At 70.9% G+C, this 23966-nt stretch carries 21 protein-coding genes; 18 read left to right on the top strand and 3 right to left on the bottom strand.

Annotated features, from left to right (window positions below):
- The first annotated feature begins 17 nt into the window (after positions 1-17).
- The 7 genes from C8E87_RS40940 to C8E87_RS40910 all read left to right on the top strand — a co-directional run bounded on the left by C8E87_RS40940 (position 18) and on the right by C8E87_RS40910 (position 8943).
- Positions 18-806 carry an inositol monophosphatase family protein gene (locus C8E87_RS40940; protein ID WP_133878712.1) on the top strand — a complete coding sequence of 263 codons (789 nt, stop codon included), beginning with the start codon at positions 18-20 and terminating at the stop codon, positions 804-806.
- A gap of 161 nt (positions 807-967) precedes the next feature.
- Entirely contained in the window at positions 968-2176 is a 1209-nt protein-coding gene (gene manD, locus C8E87_RS40935) for a D-mannonate dehydratase ManD (RefSeq protein WP_133878711.1), read from the top strand.
- 91 nt (positions 2177-2267) lie between these two features.
- Positions 2268-3269 (top strand): dihydroxyacetone kinase subunit DhaK, encoded by a 1002-nt coding sequence (dhaK, locus tag C8E87_RS40930; RefSeq protein ID WP_133878710.1) that lies wholly within the window; start codon positions 2268-2270, stop codon positions 3267-3269.
- Between the two features lie 5 nt (positions 3270-3274).
- Positions 3275-3901 (top strand): dihydroxyacetone kinase subunit DhaL, encoded by a 627-nt coding sequence (gene dhaL, locus C8E87_RS40925; protein WP_133878709.1) that lies wholly within the window; start codon positions 3275-3277, stop codon positions 3899-3901.
- Positions 3898-6285: a phosphoenolpyruvate--protein phosphotransferase gene (gene ptsP, locus C8E87_RS40920; protein ID WP_133878708.1), complete on the top strand. Its 2388-nt coding sequence runs from the start codon at positions 3898-3900 to the stop codon at positions 6283-6285. The genes dhaL and ptsP overlap by 4 nt, the downstream gene beginning before the upstream one ends.
- Positions 6286-6369: 84 nt before the next feature.
- Positions 6370-7695 carry a radical SAM protein gene (locus C8E87_RS40915; protein ID WP_133878707.1) on the top strand — a complete coding sequence of 442 codons (1326 nt, stop codon included), beginning with the start codon at positions 6370-6372 and terminating at the stop codon, positions 7693-7695.
- 453 nt (positions 7696-8148) lie between these two features.
- The gene (locus C8E87_RS40910; RefSeq protein ID WP_133878706.1) at positions 8149-8943 is read left to right on the top strand and encodes a hypothetical protein; all 795 of its coding nucleotides are present in this window, start codon (positions 8149-8151) and stop codon (positions 8941-8943) included.
- Here C8E87_RS40910 and C8E87_RS46580 read toward each other — a convergent pair.
- Together C8E87_RS46580 and C8E87_RS40905 are read right to left on the bottom strand one after the other, a co-directional pair.
- Positions 8936-9070, bottom strand: coding sequence for a hypothetical protein (locus C8E87_RS46580; RefSeq protein WP_275409134.1), 135 nt, complete (start codon positions 9068-9070; stop codon positions 8936-8938). The two genes, C8E87_RS40910 and C8E87_RS46580, sit on opposite strands and share 8 nt — an antisense overlap.
- 15 nt (positions 9071-9085) lie before the next feature.
- Positions 9086-9859: an IclR family transcriptional regulator gene (locus C8E87_RS40905; RefSeq protein WP_133878705.1), complete on the bottom strand. Its 774-nt coding sequence runs from the start codon at positions 9857-9859 to the stop codon at positions 9086-9088.
- Between the two features lie 92 nt (positions 9860-9951).
- Here C8E87_RS40905 and C8E87_RS40900 point away from each other — a divergent pair, with 92 nt between their 5' ends.
- From C8E87_RS40900 to C8E87_RS40860, 9 genes are all read left to right on the top strand, one after another.
- Complete coding sequence (locus C8E87_RS40900) at positions 9952-10515, top strand: TetR/AcrR family transcriptional regulator (RefSeq protein ID WP_133878704.1); 564 nt, start codon at positions 9952-9954, stop codon at positions 10513-10515.
- Positions 10516-10586: 71 nt separating this feature from the next.
- Positions 10587-12473: a primary-amine oxidase gene (locus C8E87_RS40895; protein ID WP_133878703.1), complete on the top strand. Its 1887-nt coding sequence runs from the start codon at positions 10587-10589 to the stop codon at positions 12471-12473.
- Complete coding sequence (locus C8E87_RS40890; protein WP_133878702.1) at positions 12464-12805, top strand: hypothetical protein; 342 nt, start codon at positions 12464-12466, stop codon at positions 12803-12805. The genes C8E87_RS40895 and C8E87_RS40890 overlap by 10 nt, the downstream gene beginning before the upstream one ends.
- A gap of 4 nt (positions 12806-12809) precedes the next feature.
- Positions 12810-14243, top strand: a complete 1434-nt coding sequence (locus C8E87_RS40885) for an APC family permease (protein WP_133878701.1) — start codon at positions 12810-12812, stop codon at positions 14241-14243.
- A gap of 32 nt (positions 14244-14275) precedes the next feature.
- The gene (locus tag C8E87_RS40880) at positions 14276-14635 is read left to right on the top strand and encodes a PadR family transcriptional regulator (RefSeq protein ID WP_239080571.1); all 360 of its coding nucleotides are present in this window, start codon (positions 14276-14278) and stop codon (positions 14633-14635) included.
- On the top strand, positions 14632-15675 hold the full coding sequence (locus tag C8E87_RS40875) for a hypothetical protein (protein WP_133878700.1): 1044 nt from the start codon (positions 14632-14634) through the stop codon (positions 15673-15675). The genes C8E87_RS40880 and C8E87_RS40875 overlap by 4 nt, the downstream gene beginning before the upstream one ends.
- A complete protein-coding gene (locus C8E87_RS40870) occupies positions 15672-16397 on the top strand; it encodes a hypothetical protein (RefSeq protein ID WP_133878699.1) in 726 nt (241 codons plus the stop codon). The genes C8E87_RS40875 and C8E87_RS40870 overlap by 4 nt, the downstream gene beginning before the upstream one ends.
- A 225-nt stretch (positions 16398-16622) precedes the next feature.
- Complete coding sequence (locus C8E87_RS40865; RefSeq protein ID WP_133878698.1) at positions 16623-20753, top strand: SpoIIE family protein phosphatase; 4131 nt, start codon at positions 16623-16625, stop codon at positions 20751-20753.
- Positions 20750-21052: an STAS domain-containing protein gene (locus C8E87_RS40860; RefSeq protein ID WP_133878697.1), complete on the top strand. Its 303-nt coding sequence runs from the start codon at positions 20750-20752 to the stop codon at positions 21050-21052. The genes C8E87_RS40865 and C8E87_RS40860 overlap by 4 nt, the downstream gene beginning before the upstream one ends.
- A gap of 376 nt (positions 21053-21428) precedes the next feature.
- Here C8E87_RS40860 and C8E87_RS40855 read toward each other — a convergent pair whose 3' ends face one another.
- Positions 21429-22007 (bottom strand): TetR/AcrR family transcriptional regulator, encoded by a 579-nt coding sequence (locus tag C8E87_RS40855; protein WP_133878696.1) that lies wholly within the window; start codon positions 22005-22007, stop codon positions 21429-21431.
- A gap of 90 nt (positions 22008-22097) precedes the next feature.
- Between C8E87_RS40855 and C8E87_RS40850 the strand changes: the two genes are divergently transcribed.
- Together C8E87_RS40850 and C8E87_RS44100 are read left to right on the top strand one after the other, a co-directional pair.
- Positions 22098-22469 carry a DUF4267 domain-containing protein gene (locus C8E87_RS40850; protein WP_133878695.1) on the top strand — a complete coding sequence of 124 codons (372 nt, stop codon included), beginning with the start codon at positions 22098-22100 and terminating at the stop codon, positions 22467-22469.
- A gap of 687 nt (positions 22470-23156) precedes the next feature.
- The gene (locus C8E87_RS44100) at positions 23157-23870 is read left to right on the top strand and encodes a hypothetical protein (protein WP_166661445.1); all 714 of its coding nucleotides are present in this window, start codon (positions 23157-23159) and stop codon (positions 23868-23870) included.
- The last annotated feature ends 96 nt before the right edge of the window (positions 23871-23966 follow it).

The following is a 23966-nucleotide window of genomic DNA, read 5'->3' as shown; positions in this document are numbered from 1 at the left end:
CGGGATAGCGTGCCGGTGTGGATCGAGACCTGACCGCCGCCCGTGACCTCGCCGCCGAACTCGCCGTCCGGGCCGGCCGGCTCCAGCTGGACAGGCGGAGCACCCTGCGGATGGGCGCGCCCAAGGCGCACGCCAACGACGTGGTCTCCGACGTCGACATCGCCAGCGAACAGCTCATCGTCGACGCCGTCCACGCCGCCTGGCCGGCAGACGCGATCCAGGCCGAGGAGGGGCACGGGCGTACGGGGTCCAGCGGCTGGAGCTGGGTGATCGATCCGCTCGACGGCACGCGTAACTACGTCAGCCGTACGGGTCCCTGGTCTGTCTGCATCGCCCTGTACGAGGGCGACCGTCCCCGGGTGGCAGTCGTGCACGAACCTGTGGCGGGCGAGACGTTCAGCGCCGTCGACGGCGGCGGCGCGTTCCTCAACGGCGAGCCGCTTCCGGCGCCGGGCGGTTCGACGCTGGACAAGGCGCTGGTCGGGGTGAGCTTCCAGCCCAACCCGGCCACCAAGGAACGCGCGGGCCGGGTGATCCGCGAGCTGCTGCCGGTCTCGGGCGACATCCGCCGGGTGCCCGCCGCGCTCAACCTGGTCTATCAGGCCGCCGGACGCCTCGACGGCGGGCTGGCGCTCGACACGAACCTGTGGGACATCGCGGCCGGCGCCCTGATCGCCCGGGAGGCCGGCGTGGTGCTCGGCGGCCACGGAGCGGAGTTCACCACCGAGCTGACCATTGGCGCCGCCCCCAAGTTGTGGGACGAACTCGCCGAGAAGGTCCGCCAGGCCGTGAACGACCGGACGTAGGCCGGCGCCGCGTTCGTCGAAGCCCGCAGCGGGGCCGACGTGCGCACGGTCCGGCTCATCAGGTTGCCGCCCCGCGGCGCGGTCAGCAGCGGCAAGCGTTCGACGGCCGACCCGCGCGTATCCGGGCAGCGGGACCGGCCGGGCACCGGTATACAGGATCGATGGCAACGATCGAGCGGGCCGAGGTTCTGATCACGTCGCCGGGGCGGAACTTCGTGACGTTGCGGATCACCACATCGGACGGGGCCACGGGGCTCGGCGACGCCACGCTCAACGGGCGCGAGCTGGCCGTGGCGTCCTACCTGCGGGATCATTTGGCGCCGCTGCTGATCGGGCGTGACCCGGCCCGCATCGAGGACACCTGGCAGTACCTCTACAAGGGGGCCTACTGGCGGCGCGGGCCGGTGACCATGACCGCGATCGCCGCCGTCGACGTGGCGTTGTGGGACATCAAGGGCAAGGTGGCCGGGTTGCCGGTCTATCAGCTGCTCGGCGGACGTTCGCGGGACGGCGTGCTGGTCTACTGCCACGCCAGCGGCGCGAGCACCGACGAACTGCTCGACGACGTGGCGGCGTACGCGGAAAAGGGTTTCAAAGCCGTCCGGGCGCAGGCCGCCGTGCCCGGTCTGAGCGGCAGCTACGGGGTGCGCAAGGGCACGATCTACGAGCCGGCCGCCACCGCGCTCCCCGACGAGCAGGCGTGGAGCACCGAGGAATACCTCGACTTCGCGCCGGGCTACCTGGGCAAGGTGCGCGAGAGATTCGGCTTCGGCATCCACCTGCTGCACGACGTGCACCACCGGCTCACCCCGATCGAGGCCGCCCGCTTCGGCAAGAGCGTCGAAGACCTGCGCCTGTTCTGGATGGAGGACCCGACCCCGGCCGAGAACCAGGAGGCGTTCCGCCTGATCCGGCAGCACACCACCACCCCGATCGCGACCGGCGAGGTGCTCACCTCGATCTGGGACGTGCAACAGCTGATCACCGAACAGCTCATCGACTACGTCCGCACCACCGTCGTGCACGCCGGGGGCATCACCCACCTGCGGCGCATCTTCGACCTGGCCGCGCTCTACCAGGTCCGCACCGGTTCGCACGGCGCCACCGACCTGTCCCCGGTCACCACCGCGGCGGCCGTGGCCGTCGACATCTCGGTGCCCAACTTCGGCATCCAGGAACACATGGGCCACACCCCCGCGACGTACGAGGTCTTCCACGGCGCCCCGCGGCTCGAAGGCGGCATGCTCCACCCGTCGGAGGCGCCCGGCCTCGGCATCACCTACGACGACGAGGCGGCCGCCCGCTTCCCGTACGAGCCGAGGTACCTCCCCGTCGCCCGGCGCCTCGACGGGTCGGTCCACGACTGGTAACTGCGTGAACGTGTCGTGACGGTCTCGTAACGCGGCGATCTCCGGCGTAGCTTGAGGGCGGTAGGTCGTTCCCCATCGGTGAGGAGCCACCATGAAGAAGCTCATCAACGATCCCGCTGATGTCATCGTCGACGCGCTGCACGGGCTTGCCGCCGCTCACCCGGAGCTGCGGGTCGACTTCGAGAATCGTGTCGTCGTGCGTAGCGACGCGCCTGTTCAGGGCAAGGTCGGGCTGGTGTCCGGGGGCGGGTCGGGCCATGAGCCGCTGCACGCCGGGTTCGTGGGGCCGGGCATGCTCGACGCCGCCTGCGCCGGGGAGGTCTTCACCTCGCCCGTGCCCGATCAGATGGTCGCGGCCACCGAGGCGGTCGACGGCGGTGCCGGGGTGCTGCACATCGTCAAGAACTACACCGGCGACGTCATGAACTTCGAGCTGGCGGCCGAGATGGTCGCCGCCGACAAGGGCACCGAGGTGATCGCCGTGGTCGTCGACGACGACGTGGCGGTGCAGGACAGCCTTTACACGGCCGGGCGGCGCGGGGTCGGGGCCACCGTGCTGGTCGAGAAGATCGCCGGGGCCGCGGCCGCCGAGGGGCGCCCGCTCACCGACGTCGCTGAGGTCGCTCGCAAGGTCAACGCGTACGCGCGAAGCATGGGTCTCGCCCTCACCTCGTGCACCGTGCCCGCCGCCGGGCACCCGACGTTCGACCTGCCCGACGACCAGATGGAGGTCGGCATCGGCATCCACGGCGAGCCCGGACGCCGCCGCGTGCCCGTCGCGCCGGCCAACGAGATCGCCGAGATGCTGGTCAGCCCCATCCTCACCGACCTCGACTTCACCGGCGGCGACGGCGTCATCGCGTTCGTCAACGGCATGGGCGCCACCCCGCTGATCGAGCTGTACGTGATGTTCAACGAGGTCACGCAGCTGCTGTCCAAGAACGGGATCACGGTCGCGCGCTCGCTGGTGGGCCCGTACATCACCAGCCTCGACATGGCGGGCTGCTCGGTCACGCTGCTCAAGGCCGACGACGAGCTGCTGCGATTGTGGGACGCCCCGGTCAACACGCCCGCCCTGCGGCGCGGGGTGTGACGCCCGTGGACGCGACGGCGCTCAGCGCGTGGATCAGGGAGTTCGCCGACCTGGTGGCACGGAACAGGGACGAGCTGACCGCGCTCGACTCGGCCATCGGCGACGGCGACCACGGCGTCAACATGGACCGGGGGCTCACCGCCGTCGTGGCCGCGCTCGACGCCGAACCGCCGGACACGCCGTCGGCGTTGTTCAAGAAGGTCGGCATGACGCTGATCAGCAAGGTCGGCGGGGCGAGCGGACCCCTGTACGGCACGGCGTTCCTGCGCATGTCGGCCGCCGCCGACTCGGTGCTGGACGGGCCCGGGTTCGCCAAGGTTCTGCGCTCGGGGCTCGACGGCGTGGTCGCGCGCGGCAAGGCGTCCCCGGGCGACAAGACGATGGTGGACGCGCTGACCCCCGCCGTGGAAGCCCTCGAGACGGCCTTCGCCGGCGGCGCCGACGTGACGGCCGCGTTCCAAGCTGCCGCGGACGCCGCCGATCAGGGCCGGGAGGCGACTGTCCCGCTCGTCGCGCGCAAAGGCCGGGCCAGCTATCTGGGGGAGCGCAGCGCCGGGCATGCCGACCCGGGCGCGACATCGGTGACCCTGCTGATGCGGGCCGCCGCGTCGACCCTGGGCGCCGCCGGATGACCGTGGGGCTGGTGGTGGCCGGTCACAGCCGTCCGCTGGCCCGGGCGGCGGCCGCCCTCGCGTCCGAGATGACGCCGGGGCGGCCGGTGCCGATCGAGGTCGCCGCGGGCCTGGACGAGGAGACGTTCGGAACCGACGCTGTCGCCATCAGCGAGGCGATCACGGCGGCCGACGACGGGGACGGCGTGGTCGTGCTGATGGACCTGGGCAGCGCCGTGCTCTCGGCCGAGACAGCGTTGGAGCTGCTGGACGAGCCGCTGCGCGAACGCGTCCTGCTGTGCCCGGCGCCGCTCGTCGAGGGCCTGGTGGCGGCGGCGGTCACCGCGGGGGCAGGAGGTACTCGCGAGGAGGTGGCGGCCGAGGCGCTGGCGGGGCTGGCGGGCAAGGAAGCACACTTCGGGACGGCGGGGGAGGAGCCATCCCGTACGGGGGAAGGGGTGTCGGCCGTCGTGCGGGTGGTGAACGAGCACGGCCTGCACGCGCGGCCCGCCGCCCGGCTGGTGGGGGAGTTGCGGCGGTTCGACGCGCTTGTCGAGTTGCGCAACGAGAACACGGGCTCGGGGTGGGTGCCGGCGTCGAGCCTGACGCGGGTCGCGACGCTGGGGGCGTTGCGGGGACATGAATTGGCCGTACGGGCTTCGGGACGGCAAGCACAGGAAGCCGTTGACAGATTTGTCGAGCTGGCGGGCGACGCCTTCGGCGAGACCCAGGATCATGTCAACCACTCCCGGCCAGAGCCCACCCTCCACCGGGGGTCCCCCACTGGCAATTATCCAGCGGACGGCGGATCTCTGCCGAAGCCCTGTGGACAACCCGAGAATGTGGACAACCCCCCAACGCCCGGCAGATCTGCTAGCACGTTGCGAGCCGCACCCTCGTCACCCGGCATCGCCATCGGTCCCGCCGTGCGGCTCAGTCAGCCGGCGCTGCACATCCCCGACGAGCCGTCCATGGGCAGCGAGGCCGAGCAACACCGCCTCACCGACGCCCTGACCACTGCCCGTCACGAGATCGGGAAACTGAGCGGCGACATCTTCGAGGCCCACCTGATGCTGCTCGAAGACGCCGACCTGCTCGACGAGGCCCGTGCCGCCATCGACAAGGGCACAACCGCCCCCGAAGCCTGGCGCGACACCACCAACCGGGTGGCCGCCGAGTTCGACGCGCTGCCCGACCCTTACCTGCGGGCCCGCGCCGACGACGTACGGGCCGTCTCCGACCAGGTCCTGCGGGCGCTCCTGGGCGTCCCCGCCGCCACGGTCGACGGCGAGGGCATCCTGATGGCCACCGATCTCACCCCCGCTCAGGCCGCCGCCCTCGACCCCGTACGCATCGCCGGGGTCGTCCTGAGAAACGGCAGCCCCACCTCACACGCCGCGATCCTCCTGCGCACCCGGGGCATCCCCGCGGTGATCGGTGACATCCCCGAGGGCGCCCTCATAGCCCTCGACGGCAGCACCGGCGACGTGGCCGTCGACCCCGCCCCGGACGTGCTCGAAGATTTCCGATCCCGCGCCGAGCGGCACAAGAAGCTGAGCGACGAGGCCCGGACAAAAGCGGCACAACCCGCAATGACCCGTAACGGCGTGACCATCCACGTCGGCGCCAACATCGGTTCCGTCGCCGAGGCGCGCGCCGCCGCTGACAACGGCGCCGACCTGGCCGGTCTCGTGCGCACCGAGTTCCTCTTCCTCGACCGGGACACCGCCCCGGACGCCGACGAGCAGGAAGCCGTCTACCTCGCGATCGCCGACGCCCTCGGGGGCCGCCGCATCACCCTGCGCACCCTCGACGCGGGCAGCGACAAGCCCCTGCGCTATCTGCCCGCGCCGTCCGAGGCCAACCCCTTTCTGGGCGTACGGGGAATCAGGCACTCGCTGGTCCACCGTTCGATGTTCACCGAGCAGTTGCGGGCCATCGTACGGGTGGCCCGCCGCACCCCGGTCAGCGTGATGTTCCCCATGGTCACGACGCCGGACGAGGTCGTCGAGGCGCGCCGGATGCTCGACGAGGTCGGCGATCTGCCCCCTGACCTGCGGGTCGGCATGATGGTCGAGGTGCCCGCGGCGGCGCTGCGGGCGGCCGACTTCACCCCGTACGTGGATTTCTTCAGCATCGGCACCAACGACCTGACCCAGTACACGCTGGCCGCCGAGCGCGGCAACGCCGATCTGCTGGACCTCACCAGCGGGCTCGATCCGGCGGTTGAGCAGCTCATCGAGGGCGTCTGCCGCGCGGCCGGCCCGCAGAAGACGGTGGCGGTGTGCGGCGAGCTCGCCGGGGACGGGACCGTGGTGCCGCGGCTGCTGGCTGCGGGCGTACGGGAGCTCAGTGTCGCCCCGGCCCTGGTGCCCGTGACCAAGCAGGCCGTCCGCGCCACGTGACCGAAGGCTCACCTCGGTCCCGCCGCTGGGAACTGTCGTACCCGTGAGAGAGGATGGGTCGAGGCTGTTGATCTGGAGGGGCTCATGACGTCACGCACCGAGATCGTCGAGGATCTGATGGGGCGGTTCCCGCACGTGCCGCGGGAGGCGGTCATCAAGGAGGACCTGCTTCGCGGCGGGCTGGCCTTCGACGACTCGGCGTTGACCGACAACGAGCACGGCGACGTCAAACCCAAGTCGTATTTCATCTTCTCGTTCGACCACCGCACCCTGCCCGAGCTGGGCACGGCCGCGCTGCGCCGCCCGCCGGAGGAGATCGTGCTCACCGGCGGCCCCTATGAGCTGCGCCGTACGGTGGTGTCGGTCCGCACCAACCCGGCCTCGCCCTACCGGGTCAAGACCGGCGACGACGGCCTCATGCGTCTCTACCTCGACGACAAGCCGATCGCCGACGTCGGTGTGCCGCCGATGCCGGACTACTACCGGCACACGCTGACCAACGGCAAGTCGGTCATGGAGGTCGCGCCGACCATCCAGTGGGGCTATCTGATCTACCTGACCGCGTTCCGCGTCTGTCAGTACTTCGGCGCCAAGGAAGAGTGCCAGTACTGCGACATCAACCACAACTGGCGCCAGCACAAGGCGGCCGGCCGTCCCTACACCGGGGTCAAGCCGGTCGACGAGATCCTCGAGGCGCTCGAGATCATCGACAAGCACGACACCGCCCGTACGTCGCAGGCGTACACGCTGACCGGCGGCTCGATCACCTCGCACGTGGGCGGCAAGGCCGAGGCCGACTTCTACGGGCAGTACGCGCAGGCCATCGAGGAACGCTTCCCCGGCCGGTGGATCGGCAAGGTCGTCGCGCAGGCGCTGCCCAAGGCCGACGTCCAGCGGTTCAAGGACTACGGCATCCAGATCTACCACCCCAACTACGAGGTGTGGGACAAGAAGCTGTTCGAGCTGTACTGCCCGGGCAAGGAGCGCTACGTGGGCCGCGAGGAGTGGCACCGCCGCATCCTCGACTCGGCCGAGATCTTCGGCCCGCGCAACGTCATCCCGAACTTCGTGGCGGGCGTCGAGATGGCCGCGCCGCACGGCTTCACCACCGTCGACGAGGCGATCGCGTCGACCGCCGAGGGCCTCGAGTACTTCATGTCCCGCGGCATCACTCCCCGGTTCACCACGTGGTGCCCCGAGCCGACCACCCCGCTGGGCCGCACCAACCCGCAGGGCGCGCCGCTGGAATACCACGTACGCCTGCTCGAGACGTACCGCGCGGTCATGGAGGCCAACGGCCTGACCAGCCCGCCCGGGTACGGTCCGGCCGGCGCCGGCCGGGCGGTGTTCTCGGTGAGCTCGTTCATGGACTCGCTGGCTCCGAACGACGAGCCGGCCCCGGCCGTCTGACTCTGAGCAGCCCGGCAGTCGCCCCTGCAACATCGAGGGGGCGGCTGCCGGGCGCTGCCTGTCGACAGGGCGGCGCCGGTCCGAGCCCTCACTCAGCCCTGCCGCGCGCGTGGATTGCGCCTTTTGACGGTTCCAGGGTTTTTGGGCTTTTGCGCTCCGAGTCGTAGACACCAAGTACTGCACTCCGTGCGGTAGCCCTCTGTGACGGACACCGTGATCGCCGCGCTCCGTAACATTGTTCGTACGGCATGCATCGGCGTCAGTCAGGTGCCGGGAGCGGCTGACTCCCAGTGAGCTGCCCTTTCCCCGTGCGGGAAGATCACCGCGCGCCGGCTTGACCGGGCAAGCGGCCAATGCTCGCGTGAGCTGCGGAAACAACCGCAACGACCGGTGTCAAGGCAGCACCTGTGAACGTGCCGGGAGGGTGTTGACGGCCCCAGCAGGATGTGGTTCGTGGCAGCCGACCTCCCTGACATCCGCAGAAGCCGCCGGCATCGGCACACCGCGACGCCCCGCCAGGGTTACGCACCGTCGTCGCCGCGTCATTCGTACGTGATCCCGGCCGAGGCCCCCGTCCCCGACGTCGTGCGCGGCGACGGCATCCAAGCCCTCAGCCACGACGTGCTGGTCCGACGCTCGCTCGAGATCTCGCCGGGCGGCTTCATCACGATCATCAGCATCATCCAGGGTGTCGCGCTGGCGCTGCTGGCCGAGAACACGTTCGAGAAGCCCAGCCTGCTGGCCGGCGTGCAGAGCGTCGCCACCCTGCTCATCTTCGTAGTCGTCTTCTACTGGTACCTGACGATGAGCGTTCTGCTGCGCTGGGCGCCCTCGTTCCTCGACGCGTTCCTGCCGTTCGGGTACGCCGCTTTGGAGATCCCACCCGCTTTCTTCATCGGCGACGCGCGGGCCTGGAACCTGTGGCTCTCCCTGTTCTGGTTCGGCACGATGGCCTGCATGATGATCACCAGGAAGTGGTCGCCCCGGTCGCATTTCGGTGACCACGTCGAGGCCCACCGCATCCTGCACCGGCTCCTGCGCGAACTCCAGACGATGGCCGGCATCACCGCCTTCGCCGTCGGCCTGTGCGGCGTGTTCGCCTTCCTCGACTGGACCAACCAGCTGTTCTGGGGCCTGACCGGCTCGATCATCGTCCTGTTCACGGTCGGCGTCGTCGTCGCCCGTACGGAGGTCTGCTCGTCCCAGATCCACGCCCACTTCGGCGTTCACCGCCCCCCGTTCAACTGACCCGCTCCCAGTTGATCACGGCGTGGGGAGGCCGGCTGACGTGCGTGGCGGCGCCGTCCTCGGGGATGTCGGGGTCGGTCGCCCGCCACCGCCCGCTGATGACGACGTAGCGCCCGTCGCCGGTCACGACCAGCGCTGTAGGTCAGCCGGCGAGGCGGGCCGGGGCGGCCGGCGAGGACTCCAGGGAACGGCTGATGTGCGCCGCCGTGGCCCACAGAGCCCGCACGACCGGCTGCTCGTCCCGGCGGGCCACGGGCAGCGTCGCGGACACGGCGGCCACGACGTGGTGGGGGCCGCCCAGCGTGACCGGCACGGCGTACGACTTGTACCCCTCGACGCACTCCTCGTGCTCGACCGACCAGCGCCGCTCGCGGACGGCCTCGATCTGGGCGCGCAGCTGAACGGGGCTGCGCACGCTGTGCCGGGTACGCGGAAGCGCGTCACCGAGGGCGTCCAGGAACCCCTCGAGGTCGGGACCATGGGCGAGGAACAGCTTGCCCGAGGCGGCGTACCAGATCGGCATCCGGTTGCCGACGGCAGTGTGCAGCCGGGCGTCCCGCCGCCCGACCAGGCGTTCCAGATAGAGCGTGTCGAGGCCGTGCGGCACGGCCAGGTGCACCGCCGCGCGGGTGGCCGAGTGCAGGTCCATGAGCGCCGGGCGGGCGAGGTGCCGCAGGTTGGCCGGGCCGGGCACGAGCTGCCCCAGCTCGTACATGCGCCAGCCCAGCTGGTATCCGGCTTCGACCCGTTCCAGCAGGTTCAGGTCGACCAGCTCCTGGGCGAGCCGGTAGGCGGTGGCCTTCGGGATGCCCGAGCGGCGGCTGAGGTCGGTCAGCCCGAGCGTCGTGCGACTGCCGTCGAACGCCCCGAACAGCAGAAAAGCCTTGCCCAGCACGGACGACGGGTGGTCCTGCACGACCGGCCCCCTCTCGAATTGTCCAGGTGGACAATTCACATTCTGTGGCCGCCGGGCGGCGCAAGTCCAGACCGCAATGTAAATTCTGGGAAATGAGCGATCGGCAAAGGGAGAAAACTCCCATACGTGACCGTCTGCTGGACGCCGCCATCCACATCGCGGGCGCCGAGGGGCACGACAAGGTCACCTACCGGTCGGTCGCGGCGCTCGTCGGCACCTCGCACAGCCTGGTCCGCTTCTATTTCGGCACCCGTGAGGCCCTGCTCACCGAGGCGTTCGAGCTGGCCGCCCGCCGGGACGCCGCCGAGGCCGACCTGCTGGCCGACAGCCCCGAGGCGTTCGGCGCCAACCTCGTACGGCTGATGAACGAGGCCCGCGACAGGCAGTTGCTGCAGGTCGACTTCCTGCTTCGCGCGGCCCGCGGCGACGGCGAGACGGCGCCCGTGGCCGAGTTGTACGACCACTACATCGCCCAGGTCGCCGGCACTCTGGCAAACCTCGGGATCGACGACCCCGGCGGCATCCGGGCGGCTCTGGTCTTCGCCGCGCTCGACGGTCTCGTGCTGCAACATCTCGTTTACGGCTCCGACGAGCGTGCGGAGAAGGCGTTGGCAGAACTGCGCGAGGTGCTGGTCCTCTGGAAAACGGCCCACTGAGCGGACCGTGGAAGAGATTCCGTACGGAAAAGCGTGTTCGGTGGGGTTCGAGAAAGAGAGGACCTCACACCATGCGCAACCCTTTGTTCGACGCCCTGACCGCGGACGAGATCCGCCGTGTCGCGTCGGTGGTCCGGAGCGAGAGGATCGGCGGCGACCGGCCGGGGTTCAGCGCCGTCTTCACCGACGAGCCGGACAAGTACGCGCTGCGCGCCGGCGAGCCCGTCACCCGCCGGGCCCGGGCCATGATCCTCGACCGCGACACCGCCCGCACGTACGACGTCGTTGTTGATCTCGAAAAGGAGGAGCTGGCCGGCGTCACCGAGATCACCGACGGCTCGGCCCCCGTGCTGCTCGAGGAGTTCGAGCGCGCGCCCGAGCTGATCAAGCAGGACCCGCGGTATGTCGAGGCGCTGGCCAAGCGGGGCATAACCGACCTGGCGAAGGTGCAGATCGACCCTTGGGGCGTGGGCAACATGGCCGGCGTCCCGGTCGACGGCAAACGTATGTGCGGCTCGGTCTCGTACTACCGCGAGTTCCCCGACGACAACGGCTACGCCCACCCGATCGAGGGCGTCATCGCGATCGTCGACCTCACCGCCGGCCGGGTCGTCGACGTGCACGACTTCGGGGTGCGGCCGATGAACCCGGACCTGTGCAACTACACCGCCGACGCCAACCAGCCCCTGCGTACGGACGTCGCGCCCCTGGAGATCACCCAGCCCGCGGGCGTCGGCTTCAGGCTCGACGGACCCGAGCTGAGCTGGCAGAAGTGGCGCCTGCGGATCGGCATGCACCCGCTCGAGGGCCTGGTGCTGCACGCCGTGGAGTACCAGGACGGCGACGACTACCGCTCGGTCGTGCACCGCGCCTCTCTGTCCGAGATGGTGGTCCCGTACGGGGACCCGTCGTCGGAACATTTCTGGCGCAGCGCCTTCGACGTCGGCGAGTTCGGGCTCGGCAAACTGGCCAACTCGCTGCGTCTGGGCTGCGACTGCCTGGGCGAGATCGTCTACATGGACGCGGTGCTCGCGGGCGAGGACGGCGAGCCTGCCACGATCCAGAACGCCATCTGCATCCACGAGGAGGACGACGGGATCCTCTGGAAGCACACCGACTGGGTCACCGGCAAGGTCGACGTGCGCCGCTCCCGTCGCCTGGTGGTCAGCTTCATCGCCACCGTCGGCAACTATCACTACGGCTTCTTCTGGTACTTCTACCAGGACGCCTCGATCCAGATGGAGGTGAAGCTGCTCGGCATCGTGCAGACCCGGGCGGTCGAGGACGGCGAGCCCACCCCGCACGGCACCCCGATCAGCACGAACCTGGTCGGCACGTACCACCAGCACCTCTTCTCCTTCCGGCTCGACATGGAGGTCGACGGCTGGCAGAACACGGTGGTGCAGAACGACGCGTACGCCGTGCCGGTCGGACCGGAGAACCCGCACGGCAACGCCATCGGCGTACGGAAAACCGTGATCGACCGGGAGAACGCGGGCGACTGGGTGACCAGCACCCAGAGCTCGCGCAACTGGACGGTCGTCAACCGTGGCAAGAAGAACCGGTGGGGCATGCCGGTCGGCTACAAGTTCCTGCCCGGCTGGAGCTCGGCCACCATGCTGGCCCAGCCGCCGTCGCTGATCGCGCAGCGGGCCGGCTTCGCGACCCGCAACATGTGGGTCACCCCGTACCGGCCCGGCGAGATGCGCTCGGCGGGGGAGTACCCCAACCAGAGCCGCTCCGGCGACGGCCTGCCCCGCTGGACCGCCGCCGACCGGCCCACCGAGGACACGGACGTGGTGCTGTGGCACACGCTCGGCGTCACCCACATCCCGCGGGCCGAGGACTGGCCGGTCATGCCGGTCGAGAAGGCCGGCTTCCACCTGCTGCCGGTCAACTTCTTCGACAAGAACCCGGCGCTCGACGTGCCAGCGTCCGAGGCGAAGCATTGCCACTGATCGCCCGCGCCGCCGCCGCGCTGTCGGTGGTCTGCCTCCTCGTGCACGCCGCGCTGGTCGCCTCGACCGGCGCGGCGGCCGCGCCCATGCTCGCGGTGTCGATCGTCTGCGCGGTCTGCTCCCGGCACGGCTGGCGTGGCCGTACGTCGCCCGGCGACCGCGTGACGATGATCGTGCTCGGCTGCCTCATGCTCGTGCTGCACGCCGAGGGCCACGCGAGTCACAGCGCGCTGATGCCGGCCCTGGCCGCCGGGCAGGTCGTGCTCGCCGCGATTTCCGGACCGCTGACCGGACCGGCCCATCGGCGCAGCTCAGCGCGTCTGCCACGGTGACCCGATGGCGACCACCACAGAAACATCAGGCGCACGTGCGGCCGGCCTCGCCGGTGGCACTCTCGGCGCCGGCCACCTCGTCTTCATGGTGATGGCAGCGGTGGCTCCGGCCGCCGGCGCCGTCGCGCTCATTCCGCTGTCGATCGCGCTCGGCGTGGGCGCGGGCACCCCCGGCGTCTTCGTCATCGTCGCGCTCACGCTGCTGCTGTTCGCGATCGGGTTCACGCGCATGGTCCCGTACGTGCGTAACGCCGGCGCCTTCTACGCCTTCATCACCAAAGGCCTCGGACGTCTGGCCGGCCTGCCCGCCGCGTACGTGGCCCTGACCGCGTACCTCTGCGTCGGCACCGCCACCCTGGGCGCGCTGGGCTTCTTCGCCAACCTCTCGCTCGACCAGTTCTTCGGCATCGACGTGCCGTGGTGGCTGTGCTGCCTGGCCGCCATGGTGATCGTCGGCCTGCTCGGCTGGTTCCGCATCACGGTCGCCGCCGGGGTGCTGGGCGTCGCCCTGATCGCCGAGGGTGTCGCCGTGCTGGTGCTCGACGTCGCGATCCTGATCCGCCAGGGCGCCGGCGCGTTCAGCCTCGAAGCGTTCTCGCCCGGCACGATCCTCACCACCGGCTCGCTCGGCGTCGCGCTCATCTACGGTTTCTCGTTGTTCCAGGGTTTCGAGGGCACCGCGATCTACGCCGAGGAGGCGAGAGACCCCGACCGTACGGTTCCCCGAGCCACCTACGGCGCGGTGCTCTGCGTCGGCCTGTTCTTCGTGGTCACCTCGTGGGCGCTGATCGCCGGCGGCGGTGTCGAGCAGGCGGGCGCCGACCCCGGCAACTACGTGTTCGGCCTGAGCACCACGTTCGTCGGGCAGGCTTGGACCGACCTGCTGCAGATCCTGATCGTGACCAGCGCCTTCGCGGGCGTGCTGGCGTTCCACAACGCGGCCTCCCGTTACCTGTACGCCCTGGCGCGTGACGGTTTCATGCCGCGTCCCCTGACCCGGACGCACCCCCGCTGGAAGTCGCCGACCGTCGCCGGGCTCACCAGCTTCAGCGTGATGACCCTGCTCATGCTCGGGTTCGCCGTCGCCGGCCTGGACCCGCTGATCAACCTGTCGACGTCGCTGACCGGCGTCGGGGCGGTCGGCATCCTCAGCCTGATCACCGTGACCTCGCTGGCCGTGTTCGTCTTCTTCCTGCGCCGCAAGCAGTACGGCTGGAAGTACACCGTCGCGCCCGCGCTGGCCACCGTCGGCGTCGGCACCGCCACCACCCTGGCGCTGTCCAACTACGAGGCCATCACGGGCACCACCTCGACGGTCATCAACTCGCTGCCGTGGATCCACCTGCTGGTCATCGCCGTGGCCGTAGCGCTCGGACTGTGGACCCGGTCGCGCCGCCCCGATGTCTATCTGAACATGGGCGCCACGCGCGTCGATTGACGCATACTCAGATCATCTTTATATTGCCTCGCATGGCGAAAACGAAGCCGATGCGGGAACCCACCTTCTGGATTCTCACCGCGCTGGTCAAGCAGGCCCGGCACGGCTACGGGATCATCCAGGAGGTGGCCGCTCTCTCCGAGGGCCAGGTCACGCTCCAGGCGGGCACCCTCTATGCCGCCCTCGACAGGCTGCACGCCGAGGGCCTGGTCGCGGTCGACCGTGACGAAAAGGTCGACGGCCGCGACCGGCGCTACTACCGGCTCACCGAGGGCGGGGTGGCCGCGCTGGAGGCCGAGACGGCCCGGCTTCAGCGCAACGTTCGCACGGCGTCGATCCAGCTCGCCACCCGGCCGGAGACGCCGCTCGCCACCCGGCCGGCAACGGCATGAGCCGCGCGTATCGCCTGCTCGTGCGGGCCTACCCGCCCGGCCGCCGCCGTGGCGAGCTGCTCGACACGTTCGCCGAGGCCGGCCGCTCCCGCCCCGGCGTCCGCGAGGCGTTCAACCTGCTGCGCCACGGCCTGCGGGCCCGTCTGGGCCGCCCCGCCAGCCGCGGCGTGGTCGTGCTGGCCGCCCTGATCGCGCTGGTCACCGGCTTCGTCGGCGCGGCGGTGGCGGCCCGGTTGGCCTGGGAGTTCGCGCCCGCCTACCCGACCGGCACCCGGCTCGAGGCGATCGAGCAAGCCCTGTTCCCGGGGCTGGAGGCCAGCTCCGAGCCCGCCGGCGACGGCCTGTTCGTCGACGTCTCCGAGCGCAACTTCGGCCAGGTGCTGCTCTCCGGCCACGACGAGGACTTCGCGTTCACCACCCTCTGGATCGGCCCCGGCGACTTCGTCGAGGGCGACTACCCGGCCTGGACGGCGCAGGCGCAGCAACGTCTCGTCGCCGCGGGCTGGCAGGTCGGCGAGGCCGAGGTCACCGGGCCCACGATGATCGCCACCGGCGAGATCGACGACACCGGCCGCGCTTTCACGGCCACCCGCGACGGCCTGGCGCTCAGCGTCCAGACCCAGACCGACGTCGTCGGCACCCCGCCCGGCTCGTTCCACGCCGAGGCCGAGCTCAACCGCCTCACCCCCGGCTGGATCACCCTGGCCGGCCTCCCCGGCCTGCTCGCCGGCGCCCTGATCGGCTGGCTGGTCACCGGCTGGGTCTCGCGCCGCACCCAGCAAGCCGGCGGTGTGACCCGCTCGCTGTCGCGCGAACCGGCGGTGCTCGCCCTGGTCCTGCTGCTGCCGCAGTCGGTGCTCGGGCTGGCCGCGATGGTCTACGAGCCGTTCAGCGGCGGCCCGCCCGGCGCGCCGTTCTGGTGGCTCTCCGTCACCTACGGCTTCGGCTGCAGCCTGCTCGGCTTCCTGCTCCTGACTGTCGCTCTGATCACCGCCGCGGTCGCCGGCCGGTCGCCCCGACCCGAGGAGGCGTCCGCATGAAATACCTGCTCGCCCTGCTGGGGGCCGTCCTGTTCGGCCTCCCCGCCGCCCTGGCCGCCCGCTCCGCCGCCGAATCCGCGCAGGCCGACCCCGATCCGATCGCCGCGGCCCAGGTCGTCCATCCCGGCGTCCCGCTGCAGGCCGACCTCGACCCGTTCCCCGACGAGGCGCCCGCCTGGCGCAGCGTCCTGATGGCCCGCGAGACCCACCCGCCGATGGTCGTGCCGCGCAGCCCGGTCGCGCTCGACACCGCCGCCGCCCGGGCCCGCGCGTCCGCCGCCGGCTGGCAGACCACGGACGGCCTGCCCGACTCGTACGCCTTCACCGCTGTCAAGGGCGACGTCGCGCTGGAGGTCTACCCCGGCTGGACCGTCGTGCTCAAACGGCAGGCCTGGTGGGTCACGACGTTGACGGTGCTGGCGGGCCTGGCCGGGGCCACCCTCGGCGCCTGGCTGACAGTGCGGGCAGGACGCCTCGCAACGGGCAAAACCCCACGTTCGCGTACGGTGATTCGCGAGACCGCCGTGGTCGGGGTGGCCCTGCTCGTCCCGCTGCTCGCCCAGACGACGCTCGACCTGCTCGGTGTAGCCACCCCGCCGCTCCCGTACCCGGCCGTGCTGATCGTGGAGCTGGCGCGCTGGCCCGCCGTACCGGGAATTCTGCTTCTGGCCGCCGCTCTGATCGCCCTGCGTCACGCATCCGGCCCCGCCCGAACGGTGTGAGTGTCGCCCGCCCCGCTGGTGTCAGCGTCGCCCGCCCGGGCCCGACCGGTGCCGGGGTCCGTTCGCCGCGTCAGGCAAAGGCGGCGGAAAGCGGTGTGAGCGTCACGGATCCGGGTATAGGGCGAGCCGCCCGGAGGACATCAGAACGTCGGTCGTTCAGTATCGTGCGATGTGACAAAGCGCCGGGCCTGGTGACGCGGTCGACGAAACGGGAGTGCTCGCACCATGGGTGGGGAGGAAACGGCCGCCGGCGCGGAAGTGTTCGCGGGTGGCGGTGATGTCGGCCGTGACCTCATGGCCGTGGCCTGGGAGCAGACGCCTCTCGGGCCGCCGTCGCAGTGGCCGCAGAGCCTGCGCACCGCGGTCAGCATCCTGCTGTCGTCGCGCTTCCCGATGTGGATGGCGTGGGGCCCGCAGCTGACGTTCTTCTGCAACGCGGCCTACCGCAACGACACCCTGGGCAGCAAATATCCGTGGGCGCTGGGCCGCCCCGCCAGCGAGGTCTGGGCCGAGATCTGGGACGACATCGGCCCCCGCATCCTGAGCGTGCTCGACACCGGCCAAGCCACCTGGGACGAGGGGCTGCTGCTGTTCCTGGAGCGCTCCGGCTACCGAGAGGAGACGTACCACACGTTCTCCTACAGCCCGCTGCGCGACGACGACGGCGATCTGGTCGGCATGCTCTGCGTGGTCAGCGAGGACACCGTACGCGTCATCGGTGAACGCCGGATGGCCACGCTGCGTGACCTCGGGTCGGACCCCAACGTCATCCGCACCGAGGAGCAGGTGCTCGCGTTCGCCGCTGCCCAGCTCGCCCGCAACCCGAACGACCTGCCGTTCACGCTGACCTACATGTTCGACGACGGCGTGCCCCGGCTGGCCGGCAGCACGGGCCTGCCGGCGGAGCACCCCCTCGCCGACCCGACGCGGTGGCCCGCGGCGGCGGTGTCGCACGGCGAGCCGATCGTTGTGGATCTGCCCGCCGAGCTGCCGCCCGGTGACCTGCACGAGCCCCCGGTCCAGGCCCTGCTCGTGCCGTTGCTGCAGCAGGGCGACATCCCGTACGGGTTCATGGTGGCCGGCCTCAACCGCTTCCGCGTCCTCGACGACGCCTACCGCGGGTTCATCGAGCTGGTCGCCGGTCACCTGGCGGCCGGCATCGGCAGCGCCCGCAGCTATCAGGCGCAGCAGCGGCGGGCCGAGGAACTGGCCGAGCTCGACCGGGCCAAGACGGCGTTCTTCTCCAACATCAGCCACGAGTTCCGCACCCCGCTGACGCTGATCATGGGCCCGGTCGACGAGCTGCGCGGCCGTACCGACATCACCGACGACGCCGTCCGGGCCGAGCTCGACGTCATCCACCGCAACGGCCTGCGGCTGGGCAAGCTGGTCAACACGCTGCTGGACTTCTCGCGCATCGAGGCCGGCCGCATGCAGGCCCACTTCTCCCCGGTCGACCTCGCGGCGGCCACGGCCGACCTGGCCAGCGTGTTCCGTTCGGCGATCGAGCGGGCCGGGCTGGCGTTCCAGGTGGACTGCCCGCCGCTGCCCGAGCCGGTGTATCTCGACCGCGGCCTGTGGGAAAAAGTCATCCTCAACCTGCTGAGCAACGCGCTCAAGTTCACCTTCACCGGGGGAGTGCGCGTCGCCGTACGGGCTGAGGGCGAAGCCGCCGTGGTCACGGTGGCCGACACCGGGGTCGGGGTGTCGGAAGACGAGATGCCGCAGCTGTTCGAGCGCTTCCACCGTGTCGGGAACACGCGTTCGCGGTCCAACGAGGGCAGCGGCATCGGTCTCGCACTGGTCAAGGAGCTCGTCGAACTGCACAACGGCACCATCACGGCGACCAGCGTGCTCGGCGCGGGCACCACGTTCACCATCCGGCTGCGGTTCGGCGCCGACCACCTGCCGCCCGACGCCGTCACCCCGGCCGGCGGCGAGGCGCGGCTGTCGTCGGCCGTCGACCCGTACGTCGAAGAGGCGTTGCGCTGGCTTCCGGGCGTCCACTTTCCCGAAGCCTCCTCGTCCGGCGCCTCCTCGCCCACCGCTGTTGAGACACCGCCGGGCGCCTCCGAAGCCGCGGCCTCCGGACGGCCGGCGACGGTGCTGGTCGCCGACGACAACGCCGACATGCGCGACTATCTGACCCGGCTGCTGCGCACGGCCGGCCACTCGGTTCAGGCGGTCCCGGACGGCCAGGCCGCTCTTGAGGCAGCCCGGCTGCGCAACCCCGACCTGATCGTCAGCGACGTGATGATGCCCCGCCTCGACGGGCTCCAGCTCGTCGGGGCTCTGCGAGCCGATCCCCGTACGGCGGGCACCCCCGTCCTGCTGCTGTCGGCGCGCGCCGGGCAGGAAGCCTCCATCGAGGGCCTCGAGGCCGGCGCCGACGACTACCTGGTCAAACCGTTCTCGGCGGCCGAGCTGCTGGCCCGCGTACGGGCGAACGTGGAGCTTGCCCGGCTGCGCAACCACCACGCCCGCTGGCGCACGGCGCTGATCGACTCGCTGCAGGAGGCGTTCTTCGTCTGCGACGAGGACGGCACCGTGATCGAGATGAACTCGACGTTCACCGACCTGATCGGTTTCGGCCCCGAAGGTCTGCCGTACGTGCCGACGCATCCGTGGTGGCCCGACCGCGAGTCCGACCCCGAGGGCCACCAGCAGGTGACCGAGGCGTTCGAGCTGCTGATGGAGCGCAGCCACGGCAGCTACACGATCCCGGTCAAACACCGCGACGGCCACCGGCTGTGGGTCGCGGCGGCGTTCAACCAGGTCGTCGACCCGGACACCGGCCGCCGGGTCATCGTCGGCACGTTCCGCGACGTCACCGCCGAGCACTACGCCGTGCAGCGTGAAAGCGCGGTGGCGGCGCTGAGCGTCCGGCTGTCGCAGGCCGAGAGCGTGGCCGGCGCGCTGACCGGGGTGCTGCCCGCGCTCAAGGAGCTGTGGCAGGCGACCCGGGTGTTCGCGGCCGTCTTCGGCGACGGCGCCGACCCCGCTGTGCTCACCACCGACGGCCCCGCCCGCTGGGACGGTCTGAGCGAACGCCGCCGTCAGTCGCTGCTGGTCCTGCGCGACGAACCCCTGCTCACCCCGGTCGCCGAACAGGCCGGCGGCGCCGGGATAGCACTCGAACACCCCGACGGCGCGATGGTGCTGCGGATCGAACTGGCCGAGAAACGCCCCTTCACCGAGCAGGACCAGACCCTGCTGGCGCTGCTGGCCGGCCACCTGGGCCAGGGACTGCACCGCATCCATCAGATCGACCAGCAGCGTGAGACGGCCCTGGCCCTGCAACGGGCGATCCTCGGCCCGGCCCAGCTGCCGGCCGGTTTTGTGGTCCGCTACGCGCCCGCGACCCGCCCGCTCAAGGTGGGCGGCGACTGGTACGACACGGTGCCGCTGGCCGACGGCCGGATCGGCATCGTGGTCGGCGACTGCGTCGGGCACGGTCTGCAAGCGGCCACCGTGATGGGCCAGCTGCGCAGCGCCTGCCGGGCCCTGCTGCTGCAGAACACCGACCCCGCGCAGACCCTGACGGCCCTCGACAGGTTCGCCGTGCAGCTGCCCGGCGCCATGTGCGCGACGGTCTTCTGCGGTGTGCTCGACCCGGCGTCCGGCGAGCTGACGTACGCCAGCGCGGGCCACCCGCCGGCCGTCGTCACCCACGCCGACGGCGAGACCGACCTGCTCGACCAGGGCCGGTCGCGGCCGTTGGGCGTGCACTCGGCGGCCGCCCGGCCCGAGGCCCGCTACCGGGTGCCGGCGCGCGCGACGCTGCTGCTGTACACCGACGGCCTGGTCGAACGCCGCCGCCAGCCGCTGACCGCCGGCATCAAACGCGCGGCGGACGCCGTGCAGCGGGCCCGGTCGGCCACTCTGGAGGATCTCGCGTCGGTGGTGATGGACAGCATGGCCCCCGAGACCGGCTACGACGACGACGTGGCCCTGCTGCTCTACCGTCACCCCGGCCCGCTCGAGGTGGAGTTCCCCGCCGAGGCGACCCGGCTGGCCACCGTGCGTTCCATGCTCCGCGGCTGGCTGGCCCGCTGCGGCATCGACCCCACCACCACCCAGAACGTCCTGGTGGCGGCGGGGGAGGCCTGCGCCAACGCCATCGAGCACGGTCACCGCCAGCTCCCCGGCGGCCTGATCCGGCTGCGGGCGGCGGCCACCGCCAACGACCTGCACCTGACCATCACCGACAGCGGCCTGTGGAAGACCCCGCAGCCCGGCGCCAACCCGCACCGGGGCCGGGGGCTGAGCCTGATGCGGGCGATGATGACCGAGGTAACCGTGACGACCGGCGCCACCGGCACCATCGTCGGCCTGCAAACGAGGATCCCCCGATGAGCACACCACTCACCCTGACCCCCGGCCGGACCTCGGACGGCGCCGTCGTGCTCACGGCAGCCGGCGAGATCGACATGAGCAACTCCGCCTCCTTCGCCGCAGCCCTGACCGACACCAGCCGCGACGCGGGCGGCGCCTTCACCGTCGACCTCACCGCGGTCGACTACATAGACAGCGCGGGCCTGGCCGCCCTGTTCCCCCACGTCGACCACCTCCGCCTGATCTCCAACCGGCTGCTGGCCCCGGTGCTGACCATCGCCGGCCTCGACGACATAACTACGTTCCCCGAACAGCCGTAAACCCCCACGGCGTACGCCTCAGCGCCTTCGTCGTGTGTACCGCAACGACCCTCTCGACTCAGGCCCGCACTACCACGGCTTCGTGGCGCGTCATGCGGCGCATGGGCGTGTCGCAGCGCACCAACGGCTGTGCCGCGGCGTTCATGGTTGGTGCGGCGGTGCCGTTCCCTATATGGGCTGCGCGTTCGTGGTTGGTGCGGCGGTGCCGTTCCCTGTTTGGGCTGCGCGTTCGTGGTTGGTGCGGCGGTGCCGTTCCCTGTTTGGGCTGCGCGTTCGTGGTTGGTGCGGCGGTGCCGTTCCCTGTTTGGGCTGCGCGTTCGTGGTTGGTGCGGCGGTGCCGTCCGTGGCCTGTGCTGCGGTGTTCGCGGTAGGAGGCTCAGGTCATGGCGCCCTCGTGGCTCAGGCCGAAGCGGCGCAGCAGCAGCTCGAGACGCCGGGCGCGGGACTCCGGGGGCAGACGGCCGCCCCGGGTCAGCATGACCAGCCCGTGCAGGCCCGCCCACAGGACCTCGGTCTCGTCGTCGAGATCGCCATCGCCGGCTGCGGTGCGCACCGCCTCGCGGAGCTCGTCGTAGGCCTCCCGCATCGGCGCCGGCGTCTCAGGGCTGGCGAAGGTCAGCTCGACCGGGCTGGTGAACATGGTCTCGTAAAGCACAGGCCGGGCCTCGGCGAACGCGACATAGGCCAGCGCGACCGCAGCCGGTGAAACCTGCCGTGCCTCCCGCATCGAGGCGCCGAGCTCGGCGAAACCCTCCAGCGCGACCGCCGCCATGATCTCGTCCTTGCCCTTGAAGTGGCTGTAGAGCACCGGCTGGCTGTACTCGATCTGCTCGGCCAGCCGCCGTGTGGTCACCACCTCCCACCCCCCATGGGTCTCGGCGAGCTCACGAGCGGCCTTGATGATCAGCCGCTGCCTGTCCTCGCGCTCACGTTCCCGACGCTCCCGTATCGCCATGGCAGCAATACTAGCATCACTAGAACTTCTGTCGACGACCGTGCTAGCGTCGACCACGCATCTAGCGCTGCTAGCAAAGAGGAAGCTGTCATGCTCGCTGTTCTGGCCTACGGCCTGGCCATCGTCATCAATCTGTTCATCATCTTCATCGGCATCCGCTTCCTGCTCTCTCCCGAGGTCGCCGCGACCGGCTACGGCGTCTCCTCGCCGGCGGGCGCCTATCTTTCGGTCAAGGGCGTCCGCGACCTCACCTACGGGTTGGTCGGGCTGGCCGTGCTGTTCGGGGGCGGGGTGCTGGCCGAGGCCTGGTTCATGCTGGTGGTCGCCCTGGTTCCGCTCGGCGACATGCTGATAGTCCTGCGCAACGGCGGCACCAGGGCCGTCGCCTACGGCATCCATTTCGCGACCGCCGTGATCATTCTGATCAGCGCCGCCCTGCTCTTCGTCGAAGCCGCCCAATAGCAGGGCCGTCCCATTCCCCGTACGTGGGTCCAGCCGCTCGCGCGAACTCTCGTCCCGCCCGCTCGGCTCAGCGCGTCACCTCGGCCGTGCATGCCGAGGTCGGCCGCCGACTGTGGACGACGCGATCAACGGGCACTCAGCCGGACGGCAATGGACAGCGCGTTGAACAAGGACGTGTGACGGGCCGCTGGGCCGGGGCCGGAACGACACGCGGGCCGGGCTTGACGTTGGGTGGGTTGGTTCCTCCCTCGCCGGTCGTCACGGGACGCCGGTCGGGAGCGTCGGTCGGGGCGCCGGATGGCGCGTTGGGCGGGGGTGTCGGGGCGCGTTGGGCGGGGGTGTCGGATGGCGCGTTGGGCGGGGGCGTTTTGAACGCCCGTCCTGGACGGAGCGTTGAGACGGCGCATCGGGACGTCAGACGGGACGCTCGACGGGCGTTGGGACTTCGGGTTGCCGTTGGACGGGCGCCCCAGGCGAGGACGGTGGATGGCGTTGGACGTGCCCGGCGGGGGCGTTGGGCGGGGCTTGGGCGGGGGGTGTTGGGCGGGCTGGTCGGGCTCGGGCGGGGCTTGGGCGGGGGTGTTGGGCGGGCTGGTCGGGCTCAGGCGGAGCTTCGGCGGCGGCGTGGGCGGGGCTTGGGCAGGCGCGGGCCGGGCTGGTCTTGTAGGGGTCGCTCATGATGGCGCGGTGAAGCGGTGGCGGCCGGTTGCCGGGGTGGGGCTCGGGTGGATTCTGCTCGTCCTTGTGCGGCTGTTCGAGATCCTGCTGCTCAACCTCATCTGGATCGGCGCGGTGTTTCTCACGTGGGGCGCCTGGGTCGTCGCCGGGACGGTCACGGTTGTGGTGGTCGTTTCGGCCCTGCGGAGACGGCGCCGGTTGGTCGCGATTGTCGTGCTGGTGGCCGGGCTCGGTTCGGCCGCCCTGGTCGCCCGCACGGAGTGGGACGGGATCTACGTGCACGGCTACTACCGGATGCACCGTGACGACTTCGCCGCGGTGGCCGCGCTCGACGAGCAGGGCCGGCTGGAATCCGCCGAGTACTACGGGGCCAATCTGCCCGGCGATCTTCGCGGACTTTCGGTCAACGGCCGCGCGGCCCGGCTGTCGCAGGATCGCGGCGACGCTACCGCGGCTCGGCTGTTGCAGGATGGTGGCGATGCTCCGGCGGCCGGGCTGTCGCAGGATCGCGGTGATGCTCCCGCGGCCGGGCTGTCGCAGGACCGGGGCGACGCTCCGGGGGCCCTGTTCCTCCTGCGGGTGGCCGGCATTCCGGACGGCGGCGCCGGTTACGCCCGGCTCGCCCCCGTACAGCGGGAGTCCACGTTCGACTGTTTCGGCGACCCGTGCCAGGCGCGCTGGACAGTCGGCGACGGTTGGTACTGGCTCGGCCCCGCCGGGTAACGACCGGGTGGGCGGGGTGTCGGTGGCATGGCCCCGTGAGGTTCAATGTGACGGCCGAACGACCGGCATGCGAGCGCACGGCTTGACACGGCGGGG

The sequence above is a fragment of the Paractinoplanes brasiliensis genome (genome assembly GCF_004362215.1).
In the GTDB taxonomy this organism is placed as follows: domain Bacteria; phylum Actinomycetota; class Actinomycetes; order Mycobacteriales; family Micromonosporaceae; genus Actinoplanes; species Actinoplanes brasiliensis.
The sequence above is the reverse complement of the archived record's forward strand: the minus strand, read 5'-3'. Positions and strand labels throughout refer to the sequence as shown.